The sequence below is a fragment of the Streptococcus sp. CP1998 genome, assembly GCF_041026655.1.
Lineage (GTDB): Bacteria > Bacillota > Bacilli > Lactobacillales > Streptococcaceae > Streptococcus > Streptococcus dentalis.
On the sequence record NZ_CP163380.1, the window covers coordinates 401,069 to 413,267 of the forward strand.

Annotated in this window: 12 protein-coding genes; 7 read left to right on the top strand and 5 right to left on the bottom strand. The window is 31.3% G+C overall.

Annotated elements, in window-relative coordinates; translation table 11 throughout:
- Positions 1–10: 10 nt before the first annotated feature.
- Together AB4X21_RS02145 and AB4X21_RS02150 are read right to left on the bottom strand one after the other, a co-directional pair.
- Complete coding sequence (locus tag AB4X21_RS02145; protein ID WP_369088106.1) at positions 11–481, bottom strand: conjugal transfer protein; 471 nt, start codon at positions 479–481, stop codon at positions 11–13.
- Between the two features lie 21 nt (positions 482–502).
- On the bottom strand, positions 503–799 hold the full coding sequence (locus AB4X21_RS02150; protein ID WP_048789262.1) for a hypothetical protein: 297 nt from the start codon (positions 797–799) through the stop codon (positions 503–505).
- An 880-nt stretch (positions 800–1,679) separates the two neighbouring features.
- Between AB4X21_RS02150 and AB4X21_RS02155 the strand changes: the two genes are divergently transcribed.
- From AB4X21_RS02155 to AB4X21_RS02185, 7 genes are all read left to right on the top strand, one after another.
- On the top strand, positions 1,680–2,015 hold the full coding sequence (locus AB4X21_RS02155) for a helix-turn-helix domain-containing protein (protein WP_369088107.1): 336 nt from the start codon (positions 1,680–1,682) through the stop codon (positions 2,013–2,015).
- A 161-nt stretch (positions 2,016–2,176) separates the two neighbouring features.
- Positions 2,177–3,670 (top strand): DNA/RNA helicase domain-containing protein, encoded by a 1,494-nt coding sequence (locus tag AB4X21_RS02160; RefSeq protein ID WP_369088108.1) that lies wholly within the window; start codon positions 2,177–2,179, stop codon positions 3,668–3,670.
- Between the two features lie 569 nt (positions 3,671–4,239).
- Positions 4,240–5,097: an ImmA/IrrE family metallo-endopeptidase gene (locus tag AB4X21_RS02165; RefSeq protein ID WP_369088109.1), complete on the top strand. Its 858-nt coding sequence runs from the start codon at positions 4,240–4,242 to the stop codon at positions 5,095–5,097.
- 8 nt (positions 5,098–5,105) lie between these two features.
- Positions 5,106–5,789: a helix-turn-helix domain-containing protein gene (locus AB4X21_RS02170; RefSeq protein WP_369088110.1), complete on the top strand. Its 684-nt coding sequence runs from the start codon at positions 5,106–5,108 to the stop codon at positions 5,787–5,789.
- 340 nt (positions 5,790–6,129) lie between these two features.
- On the top strand, positions 6,130–7,377 hold the full coding sequence (locus AB4X21_RS02175; RefSeq protein WP_369088121.1) for an Eco57I restriction-modification methylase domain-containing protein: 1,248 nt from the start codon (positions 6,130–6,132) through the stop codon (positions 7,375–7,377).
- On the top strand, positions 7,370–8,290 hold the full coding sequence (locus tag AB4X21_RS02180) for a BsuBI/PstI family type II restriction endonuclease (RefSeq protein WP_369088111.1): 921 nt from the start codon (positions 7,370–7,372) through the stop codon (positions 8,288–8,290). Before AB4X21_RS02175 ends, AB4X21_RS02180 begins: the two co-directional genes overlap by 8 nt.
- A gap of 60 nt (positions 8,291–8,350) precedes the next feature.
- Positions 8,351–9,115 carry a hypothetical protein gene (locus AB4X21_RS02185; RefSeq protein ID WP_369088112.1) on the top strand — a complete coding sequence of 255 codons (765 nt, stop codon included), beginning with the start codon at positions 8,351–8,353 and terminating at the stop codon, positions 9,113–9,115.
- Positions 9,116–9,543: 428 nt separating this feature from the next.
- Here AB4X21_RS02185 and AB4X21_RS02190 read toward each other — a convergent pair whose 3' ends face one another.
- From AB4X21_RS02190 to AB4X21_RS02200, 3 genes are all read right to left on the bottom strand, one after another.
- Positions 9,544–9,906 carry a hypothetical protein gene (locus tag AB4X21_RS02190; protein WP_061597420.1) on the bottom strand — a complete coding sequence of 121 codons (363 nt, stop codon included), beginning with the start codon at positions 9,904–9,906 and terminating at the stop codon, positions 9,544–9,546.
- 500 nt (positions 9,907–10,406) lie between these two features.
- Positions 10,407–10,778 carry a DUF1524 domain-containing protein gene (locus AB4X21_RS02195; RefSeq protein WP_369088113.1) on the bottom strand — a complete coding sequence of 124 codons (372 nt, stop codon included), beginning with the start codon at positions 10,776–10,778 and terminating at the stop codon, positions 10,407–10,409.
- A 71-nt stretch (positions 10,779–10,849) separates the two neighbouring features.
- Positions 10,850–11,983, bottom strand: a complete 1,134-nt coding sequence (locus AB4X21_RS02200; RefSeq protein ID WP_369088122.1) for a DUF262 domain-containing protein — start codon at positions 11,981–11,983, stop codon at positions 10,850–10,852.
- Between the last annotated feature and the right edge of the window lie 216 nt (positions 11,984–12,199).

A 12,199-nucleotide genomic window follows, 5' to 3' on the forward strand; every position in this document is an offset into this window, starting at 1 on the left:
TGATCACCTCCTAATTATCTTTCTTATTTTCTGTTTGTTTCACTTCCTTAGTTTCCTTAGCTGGAGTAGCTCCCGCTTTCTTTTTGATTTTTGAGGCGAAGAGTTTAAAGATATCCCGATTATTCACGTGAATATGGGCGACAACAATATCTTCTAATTCTACTTCTTCTCGGTATTTAATTCCCAGGTCTTCAATTTCAGACTCTGACATGTCTGCGATAGTGAAAAAGAGTGTTTCGTGCTGGACAGAAGAATGAATCCCTACAACGATGCCACGGATCTCGCCTGTATTGACTTGGACAAATGATCCGTCAGGATTTCGTTGCGATTGATCTACTTCAAAGATGACTTCAGGACCTTCAATGCCTCGGAAAGTCAGTTTTCCAAGGATTGCCGGGACATCCAGTCCCTCTGTGATGACACGATACGTCTTGTCAGCAATTTGTAGTTTTTCTCCGTAGTTTAATCCAATTTTAGCCATGTGATTTTCTCCTTTTATTTCTTATTTTTTAAGTACCAATTTTTCCGCAAAAACATTGCGGTAAGGTGCAACATTCTTACCATTTAAAATAGTGTCTGAGAAAAAGATTGGGTTAACCGCTTCTACTAGAGCATCTTCTGGAAAGACCGTTGTAGAGGCTGGTGTGATGACATGAAAGGCGCCGTGCTCTGCACTGTTTAGAATGTGACGTTGGTATTTTCCTTTTTTACCAAATACAGACTGAGGAGCTTTCCCCAATTTTTCATAATAAGCTTGACCAATAAATTCTGGTTTCATTTTTAGTGTTTCTGGAATCATAGGATTCTCCTTTCAAATTTTGAGTAAAAGAAAAAGAGTTAAGCTAGTTTCTTAACTCTTGAGTAATAGTGATTAAAAATTTTGCGTTTATACATGCGACTATAAAGATCGATATCTCCATAAGCAAATCCTGTTTCTTTTGCCTTAGAGACTAGATGATCTATATCTACCAGAGCTTGACTATATAGTTTAGCTAGTAGACTTTCTGAGCTATCAAACATAGCATAGGTAAATAAATAGTTTTCATAGAGTCGCTTACATTGTAGTGCGAAAAAAGTTTGTCATAGAGTTCTCCTTTATTGTAAAAGTAAAAAAGCTACTAAGTGAAAAAAGGAAAGAACTTAGTAGCTTGAGAGTAGGTCTACCTTATTAGATAGACAGCAGTAAAGAAAAGTTATTTGGTTGAAGGATCCCTCCTTCACGGTGGCAACGTTTAGCAAGGTGCTTTGCATCAATTACCATCGCTTTCCCAGCCAATCTCTTTAGGTAGTCATCATCATACCCAAGGGATTCTCTTACGCCCTTTGGCGAAGCCAGTTCACTTTACTATTCGGAAAAGTGCGAAAGTCCGAAATGCGTGGAAGCCCACAAGAATGGAGTCTTGTTTTCTATCTTCACTTCAACCATAATACGGACTTGACTTTTCTTATCAAAACATTTACAATAAAGGTACGAAGTTTATGTGTTGTTCTGATGATCAGTCCTCTGGTTGTCAGACGCACTTTTTATTTAATTGTCAATGATCGTGATTTAGCCTTGAAGATAAGGTTATTATTTTCAATTGCTATACAACTATTAGTTGTTGATTATATTATACAACCAATAGTTGTAAATGTCAACGGTTTTCTGCAGAAATTTAAAATTTTTTTTGAGGTCACATATGGAATTCGCAGAACGCTTGAAAACACTAAGAAAACAAGTAAAACTAACACAGGCTCAAATAGCTGAAAAACTAGATATTTCCCAACAAGCATATGCTTCATGGGAACGTGGAGTAAAAAAACCAACACAAGAAAATCTAGTTAAAATTGCACAGGTATTGAATGTCACAGTTGATTATTTAGTAGGGAACTCAGAAGAAAAATCAAATGATTTAGACAATATTGAATTGCTATTCCGTATGAACTCAAAGGGATTGACTGATGAAGAAAAGAAAACTTTCAAAAAAGAGTTGATTGAGTTTATGGAAGAACGCAAGAAAGCTTTTAGAAATTGAAATAATTGTTTAATAAGTGTTTAGAATAGTAAATTAATTGCACTTAAAAAATGATAAAAAATTTGTATTAGTATTTTGGCTTGTGTAACAAATAATATGTATAAAGGAAGTTGGCATCTGACATATTTTATATGTGGTGATTTGTAGGAGATTAGAGGATTATGAAGTCAGGGTGGATAAATATTGACTCATTTATTTCAGTTTTTGAAAATGAGGAGTTGTTGAAATCGTATTTAAAGGTTAATAGATTATCCAGTATTTCTGAGGAAGAACTTAAATGTTGTAACTCATTTTTTATGCAATTAAAACCGCTTCTAAGTTCAAAACAACTGTTTGCTTATTTATTGGATCAAACAGTTGAAGATGGCTTTAGAGAACAGTTTGATATTTTGCGATTTTCAAAGGATTCGATACTTAATGTTGAGCTAAAATCTCAATATCCTCAGGATGGTTTAAATGGAATTTATGATCAATTAGATAGACATACGTATTTGTTAAATACTTTAGGGAAAAATGTATTTGCATATTCATTTGTATTAAATACAAATGAACTGTTTAAAATAGATCAAGGAAAACTTGTCAAGGTAGATTTTAGAGAAGTAGCAAAGAATATAGAAGAGGAGTATATTGAAGAAAATAGTTTGAAGCTTATAGATGCATCTACTATTCTGATATCTCCCTACTCTGAGCCTGATAAATTCATAAAGTCAAGATATTTTTTAAATCACAGTCAGAAAGAAATTAGAAATTTAATATTAAGAAATAATAGAGGAAAGTTCAGTATTTCAGGTGGAGCTGGAACTGGAAAGTCTTTAGTTCTATTTGATTTAGCAAAAGAATTTAATAAAAACCAATCCATACTTTATATTTTTGTAGCTAGTATTAGAAACTCTTCTGAATTATCCGCTAAATATGGCTTCTTGTTTAAATCAATATCTGAGGTAAAAGAATGGAGTATTGATGATTATAATGAGTTTGATGTTATTTTAATTGATGAAGCACAGAGATTAACTAAAGATCAATATGATGTTTTTATTGATTCTACTGCAACTATCATTTTCTCTGTTGATAAAGAGCAAGTATTAAAAGATACTGAAAAGAGTGAGGATATTCAAGCCTTATTAGAAGCCGATCCAAATGTTGAAAACCATACACTAACAGACCGAGTACGAAGCGATAAGGCACTTTCAACTTTCATAAAAAAACTATTTGATTTGAAAGCAAGACGTCTTGAACCAATGGAATTCCCGAAAGTAAACGTAGTATACTTTACGGAATTAGAGGAGGCTCGTAAATTTATTAAAAATTGTGAAGAAGTAGAGAATTATTGCTGTATTGAGATTGCAGAGTATACTACTGTTGTTAGCAGAGTTAAGAAAAGAAAACAGATTTTATCAGATTCTGAAAATGGGTTCACTGTAATTGGTAGGGAATATGATAATGTTTTGATTCCGATAGATGAGCGAGTCTACTATAATGAAGATGCAAAATTAATAGCGGTGACCAATGAATATTATCCATATCTACAAATAAATAATTTATTTGAGGGAATTACGAGAGTAAAACAAAATCTACTATTTGTTGTAATTAATAATACAGGTATGTTTAAAACGATACAGGAAATTATTACATGGTATGATGATACAAAAAAATAATTGATCTTTGTGTGGGCAATTATCCACCTTTTTGTATTATAAATTCAATTTATTTGCTTTAGTTTTATACATTGTGACTTAAAGAAGCTACTGTTCGTTGGATAAATTGTATCCAAGAGTAAGTGAAATTACAAAACAGGTTCTTGATCTCTTCTTAAGTTGTATATTGTTTGTTGACAGATTCATAGAAAAATATACTAATAAGCAAGCTAGGTGAGCTAGTGTCAGTCAGATAATGATTGATAGTAGCTTGCAGTATTTTGTCACTCTTTTGGTCTTTCTATGTTAATCTCAATTTTTATTTCGATGATGAGTTTAGCTTTATCATGGATTAAATTAAAGGAGAAAAAACTATGAAAGAAACAATATTGTCAATGGTAGTTTCATGCGGCGCTGAGGTAGCTGACTGACTTTCTAGAGATAACAAAATAATGTATGAGTAGCCGCTTTGGGTTCGAATCCCAACAGCCTCATAATATTTCGTGGACAATCGTCCACTTTTTTTATATAATAAACTCAACCTAAATGGTTTAGTTTTTTTCAGACTATACTTAAGGAGGTATCATTCTTTGGATGAATTGTATTCAAGAGTAAGCGAAATCACAAAGCAAGTCCTTTATCCGTATATAAAAGAAGAAGAAATTTCAACCCTGAACTATCACTTTCGCTACTATTTTGACCATTGTATTGATATGAATCAGATTAAAGTCATCTCTCACCACTTTTCAAATCATAAAATTGAAGGGTTGACGGTTATTGATGAACTAGGAACGAGTTTCTCCTACGAACAAGATAATCCTGTAAGCAAGCGTCACTTTACCTTGTGTCATGAATTAGGACACTTTATCTTGAAACACGATGGTTCTTATTTTACAGAGTCAGTGGATAATCAGGAATCTATTCTAGAGCGAGAAGCTAATATATTTTCAGCTATCGTTCTCATGCCTGATATTGTTCTACTATCCAAGATTTACTACTCTTGTGATTCATTTCAAAAAGTCAAAGAAGATTTAGAGGTTTCAAAGCAAGCGCTTTATTTTCGATTGATTGATTTGTTGAGAGTTTACCAAGTGGATACTGAATCAGCCATCAAGCAGGCAGTAGATGAATACTTAGACGGTCAAAACGCTTCCCTTCACCATTACTTTCATCAACTGAAAGAAATATTGATTGAAGAATTCAATCAATATCAACCCTCGCTTATAGAACGGCTAAAAAAGAGATTGAAACGAACCAATTTTGTGACGAGTCAAGAACTACCAGAATTACTTGACCAGACTAGGTGGGACGAAATTAGAGCGGTAAAGAAATTCAAGGTGTGGCTTGTTTACAATAAGGGAAAATCTTTAGCCTACGTGTGGGATAGTGAAAAGTTATCTGAAACAGAAGCAAGGAGAAAGGCGAATTTAGAATTATTAGTCATGTGAGGTAAGTGATGTATCAACCAGAAAAACTAAAAACTCGTAGGAAAGAATTGAAATTAACACAAAAGGATATTGCGGATCGATTAGGTATTAGTTATCAAGCTTATTCCGCATGGGAGCGTGGAGTAAAACAACCATCTAAAGAAAAAGTAAAGCAGTTAGAGCAGATTCTAGATGTCCCAATAGGTTATTTTACAGAGTTTGAAATCGTCCGGCTATATAATACTCTATCAGATGAAGGGAAGGATCAAGCACTTAGTTATGTTAGAAACCTAGTTCAAAAAGAACAATGTAAGAATGTTATTTCAATATCAGAAAAACTATATGAATACCATGTTTACGAAAAAATGTCTGCAGGTATCGGTTCATCGGTTTATAACGATCAGAACTATGATACTGTTTATTTTGATGAAGAACTAGCTCATGACTTTGCTTCATGGGTATCTGGAGACTCGATGGAGCCCAAATATAAAAATGGCTCTGTGGCTCTCATTCGTGAGACAGGATTTGATTATGATGGAGAGATTTACGCTGTAGTCTGTAATAGCCAAACCTACATTAAACGAGTTTATCGTGAAGAACACGGTTTAAAGTTAGTTTCTATCAATCCAAAGTATAGAGATATTTTTCTTTCATATGATGAAGATCCGCGAATTGTGGGGATTGTCGTTGGAAACTTTATGCCAATTAAATAAATGATGTCATAACTCTACTTGAGTGTTTACACATAATTATTGACAGTATCATTTTGTGACGATGTGATATAATAAAGAGTACAAATAAGAAAGAAATACTATGACTTTAATACAAAAAATTATTGATAATACACAGCTATTTTTGGGTACAAAAACCAAAAAAGAGAGAAAAAGATTGGACAATTTTTTACAGATAGTCAAACAGCTCAATTTATGGCTAGCATGTTTTCATTTTCTAAAAATAGAATAAGGGTATTAGACCCCGGAGCTGGAACAGGAATTTTATCGGGCTTTCCTTGAAGCGAAGAAGAATGATGTTGAGTATATAGAACTAATTTTAGTGGAAAATAATAAAGATGTTTTGCCTATTTTAGAACAAAATATCAGAGTTTTTCAGGATTACTGTAAAGATATAGAGTTGAATGTTGAAATATTGGATGAGAATTTTATTACAGAACAATCTTTAGAATTTTCAATGAATACAATTACCAGATATGGACAGTTTGATTATATAATAAGCAATCCGCCGTATTTGAAAATTCCAAGACATTCCCCAGAAACTTTGGGCATGGAATCGATTATTTCAGGCGCACCCAATCTTTATTTCCTTTTTATGGCTCTAAGTGCTCATTGTCTTAAAAATAGCCTAGGTGAGATGGTGTTTATTGTTCCACGTTCTTGGACTTCAGGTGCTTATTTTAAAAAATTTAGAGAATTTATTTTTAATAATGTAATTCTAACTGATATTCATATATTTAATAGCAGAGACGAAGCTTTTTCCATTGAGAAAGTTTTGCAAGAAACAGTTATTGTGAAATTTGTTAAAATGCCTAAAAATAAGCAAATTGATATAAAAATTTCAACTTCTGAAAATAATAGTTTTCAAAATATCCAAAAATTATACGTGAATCATGAAATTATTATCAGAGGGGCAAATAAATATATCTTTATTCCAACAAGTAAAGAAGAAATTCATCTTCTAAAAAAACTGGATAGCTTCCAAGATACACTACCAACGCTGGGAATGAAATTGAAAACAGGATTAACAGTAGATTTTAAAAATAGAGAAAGACTAAGTGAAGAATCTACCGAGGAAACAATACCACTGATTTATTCCTCAAATATAGTTAATGGACGTGTAAAATTTCCAAACTTAAAGGAAACATTTCAATATCTTTTACCAACAAAGGGTATGATGCAGGAGAATAAGGACTATTTAATGTTAAAACGGTTTACTTCAAAAGAAGAATCCAAGCGATTACAACCGGCGATATACTTAAAGGATGATATTCATACAAATTATATTTCTACAGATAATAAATTGAATTTTATTGAGAATATTGATAAAACACATTTAGATAGGGATGTTGTATTTGGTTTATTTGTTATTTTTAATTCTAGTTATTATGACAATTATTATAGAATTTTAAATGGTTCTACGCAGGTTAATGCAACAGAAATTAATGATATGCCGATTCCGAATAAAAAACTGTTAAAGAAATTAGGAAGAAAATTGATGGATAGTGAAGATTTTTCTTCACAAAATAGCGATGAATTGCTAGAAAAAGAGGTTTTAGATTATGCCTAGTATTAAAAGCGCTCAAAAGATTTTAGAACTTATTGGGATGCCTGACAAACAATGTGCGGAGCTACCGGCTTTAACTTTGCTTGCTATGGCTGATATAGACGAACAAGCTACTTGGGATAGAAGTACAAATAATTGGATTCGGATTCATGATATTATTCAATTTGTAAATACTAATTATCGTAAAAATTATGCTGAAAATAGTAGAGAGACTTTTAGAAAACAAGCTATACAGCATTTTATGCAAGCGGGTATTATAGAGAACAATGATAAAGCCACTAATTCTCCAAATTTTAGATATAGAATAACCTCGGAATTTAAAGAATTAATCCAAAAATTTGATAGTGTTGAGTGGGAGTTTAAATTAAATGAATTTTCAAATTCTCACGAGACTTTGAAAAATAAATATGAATCTAAAAGAAATTTGACTAAAATTCCTATTACAATAAATTCAGAGGGGTTCGAATTTTCAACAGGTAAACACAATGAATTACAAAAAGCGATTATAGAGGAATTTGCACCTAGATTTGCTCAAAATACAGAGGTTATTTATGTAGGAGATACCACTAATAAATTTTTAGTATTAAATCAAGATAGATTCAAAGAATTAAAAATGGAGGTATTCGCTCATGATAAATTACCAGACGTTGTACTTTATGATAAAGATAAGAACTGGTTGTACTTTATAGAAGCTGTAACATCTGTTGGTGAAATTACTCCAAAGAGGATAATTGAAATAGAGGAAATAACTAAAGATTGTGATGCTGGAAATATTTACATAACAGCATTTCAAGATTTTAAAACTTATAAAAAGTTTGCGAATAGTATTGCTTGGGAAACAGAGGTTTGGTTAGCTGAGTCTCCGGAGCATATGATACATTTAAATGGTGACCGATTTATGGGACCAAGAGACTGAAAATAATTGAGGGTTAAGTTGTATAGTTATTTTGTTTCAAATTATGATAGAAATTTTTTATTGAAAATTAATGAGAATGAATTTCAAAATTTTAAGAAATACAATATCTTTTTAAATAAATATACTAATGTTTTTGATTGTTATCGAAATTATAAGAGGTCAGAAGAATTCATAAAAGAATACATTGAGAATATTGATGATTATGACACTAAATTAAATGATATATATCGAGATTGCAAGTTTTTATTTATGCAAAATATTATGTTTGGAAGGATATTTATTGACAATATTAAATCGTATTGTAAGCAAGAAAATCGCTTTGATTTGAAGAAAGAAGTTTTAAATTTTGAAAAATTAGATGAAATAAAAATGTTAAAATTATTGAGGGATTACGGTCAACATTTCTCCTTACCCTTTAGTAATTTATCAAGAAGCTATGATGTATTGCAAGAAAAAACAACAGCTATCAAACCCCTTATTTCAGTTTCAGAATTAAGAAAAAATGAGACTAGTAATAGGCAAAATAAAATATACCTCAAGAGCCTAAATGAGGGAGAAATTTCAATCGTGGATTATTTTGAAAAATGGTCTAAATCAGTAGATGAACTATTGTTGAAAGTGAAAGCTGATTTTTTACTTCTAACGGATTTAAATATTAAACAGTTTGTTTTATCTAAAATACTTTGTTTTATCGATATGGAGGATTATATACCAGTCGGATTAGCTAAAGCGGAGGGAGTTAATAATTTGACAGGAATGTATCAACAAATAGAATTTATTCCATTTGATGAATTGGTACTAGTTCATCTGTTCAAATTAGAATAATAAAAACGCAGGATTGGAAGTCCTGCGTTTTGGATTTCACAAATACTAGAAAAGAACGTTTTTAAAAAATTATGCTCAAAATACTTCTTCCCTATCCATAGGTGGATAGGTTTTTTCATTGTTCATTACACGTTCTAAACATTCAACACTAGATCTTAGATGGAACATTTCATGTTTTCTATATTTTTCATCTTGTGAATTCAATAGTTCGTTCAGGTGACGTCTAATATGCCAAATAGCTTTTCTGATGTTTGTTTCTTTTATATTATTCATGAATCCATTGTATAATAAAATACAATCCAATCTCTTTGATTAAACTAATTTGCATGAAATATAGACTATTCGGTTAAGAATAAGTTTAAAAGTTTTTTGAAGTAATCTATTCAGCACAAAAAAACACCTATTCGGTAAAATAGGTGTGAATGATGTTATTTATATCCATATTGTTTTAGAGCCTTTTTATACGCTTCGCTACCTTTAAGATAGTAGTCATGCTTAACTCCACTAATATCAACAGAAAAGACCCCATCTTTAAATGAATATTCTTCTGTCCGACTTGCAATATTTTGTCCAGTTAATTCGACCGTATTTTTTTGTTTGTTAATGGTAAAGCTATCGGCTTCTCCATGCTCAATGGAAGCATTATTTCCTTTAATAGTAAACGCTAACTCGTTTCTTTCACTTGAGATCCAATAATACTCACCATCAAAAGATTGGTAGTTGTTTTTAGAGCAAGCAATTAACGTAATTATTGATAATGAAAGTAGTAGTATACCTATTAATTTTCTCATAATCTGTGCCTCCTTCTATAATTTTAATTATACCAAAATAATATTACAAGAGTATGTCAGTGTCTGTTATAACGGAAAAATGAAGAAATGTCTATTATAACAGCAAATAATAAACTTTCGGGAAAATAAGTCTTTTTCGGAAACTTATTAAATGTTGGTGACTATACAAATAGATAAACGTATCCATAATTGCCTCTAAATACATGAAAAAAGCACTTTAGTTGATAGTAACAGAATATGTGTTATCAGCTAAAGTGCTTTGTTAAATTGCTATATGCTCAAAAATTTTTCTCTTGATTCATTTGAATCTTCCATTTTGAAAAGCTTTATAAAATCAAGATAGTCCGAATATCGTTCTTCTGGGATAAATGTTAACAATTCTTCTGTATCAGATTCAGATTGGTTTAGGCCCCATTCGTTCAGTATTCTAACGAATTTATCAGAAATACGAATATCACGTTCTCTAATTTCATCAAGTCCCCAATTGTTATTACTTTGACTTAACTCAAGTAAGATGCCAACTTTGGACTTCTTGTAGCTTTCTTTTTCTTAGCAAAGTATCCGTTACTTGCGATAATATTGACCTTCTTTTCAATGGGAATTTTATTACCAATATGTTCAACTAATTCTTTGACTTCAGAATCTGAATTTGTTGGGAAATAACTTGATTGCCATTTTTGGGGAAGGATATGCTCAATTTCCCATTTTTCTGGTAATAATTCCGATTGATGTTGATAAGCTATGATCTTTAAAATCATCCTAACTGTATTACGATGCGCAGTTTTAATTTTATCTGACAATTCTTTCTCATCGATTTGGCCAAAATTGAATTTGGGTTGTGCTGAGTTAATTATTTCTGCATTTAAATTCAAGATTCCAGTTTTAACGGCATTAATTGTAGGTGTTATGATGTATTTTGCCGATAGGACTGCTAATAATCTTTTTAAAAAATAAGAAAGTCATCTTCAAATGTATCTTTGTAATGATAGTGTAAGTAATAGATGACAACAGGATATTTCCAAAACTCATTAGGATAAGAGGTCAAAGTATCCAAAGTTTGTTTTATTTCAATATTTTCGGACCATTTTTCATTTTCTAGTGAGACTCTATTATTTATCACAATCCACAAATTTAAAATAGCATTTAAATTTTGCATTAAATCTTGTGAGTACAGTTTTTCGAAATTATTTTTTGCATAATATTTTCTAATACCAGGAGTGGTTGTCTTGCGATCGTTTTCATTTGCTCTCAAGTAAAACATATAGTAGTAAAACAACTTTTGAATACTTTCCCCAGCATTTGTAGCTTGTTCATCTAGTTCTTGCCAGAGTTCTATAAATTCCTTTTTTTCATCTGAATTCAAGTGATTATAAATTTTTGCTTTAAAAATATCGGCATCTGATAATGCTAGTCCTCTATCGTTTAGAGTTGAAAAAATAGTTAGTGCTGTTTCTTGACTATCGGCTGTAATAGGAAGAAGAATAGCTTGATTTAATATATTACTGATGAAGTTATAAAAGGACAATGGATTATCTGCAGCATATTCATTAACAAGTTGCTGGAGCAATCTATAATTTTTAGCATAGTTACTATTTGATTTTTCATCTGCTTTTCCAGAGACTAGTATATTAGCAAATTCTTGATTTCCTTCCTCTCCCATAACTCGGGAACTAATAAGGATTTCATTAAAGTTAACTACCCCTGTAGTTGGATTCTGTTTCCAAATTGTTGGTTCGATTTGACTTTTCAAGAAATTAGTCTCAGGACCGCCACTTTCTAATTTAGTATAAATAGCTCTCAACAGTAAAAACAGGCTTGTAATACGCTGTTGCCCATCGATTATTTCCTGCTCTTTATTATCATTTTCATATGAAACTATTGTGCCAAGAAAGTAAGTATTATTTTCATCTTCTGTTGTATTGAGTGTGTATTCAGTTAGATCATCGAATAAAACTTGGATTTGTTCGTCTGACCAAGCATATGGTCGTTGGTATTCAGGGATAATAAATCTTTTATTCTTTCCAGTCTCTAATAGTTGTTTGACGCTTCTTTTGTCAACATTTATTGATGTAGTCATAGAAGAAATTCCTTTGATTTGTTTATAATATAGCTAATTATATCAATTTTTTAGTTTTCTTTCTAAGAAATATCTATTTTTCGAAAATTAAAATACGGGTGATAATTCTGCCTGACGTATTATAAAGATGAATTTTGTATTTAAAGGAATCAATAACAGTTGACAACTCTAAGAAAAACGCTTACAATACTACTATGTTGCGACTTCTATTTTTGG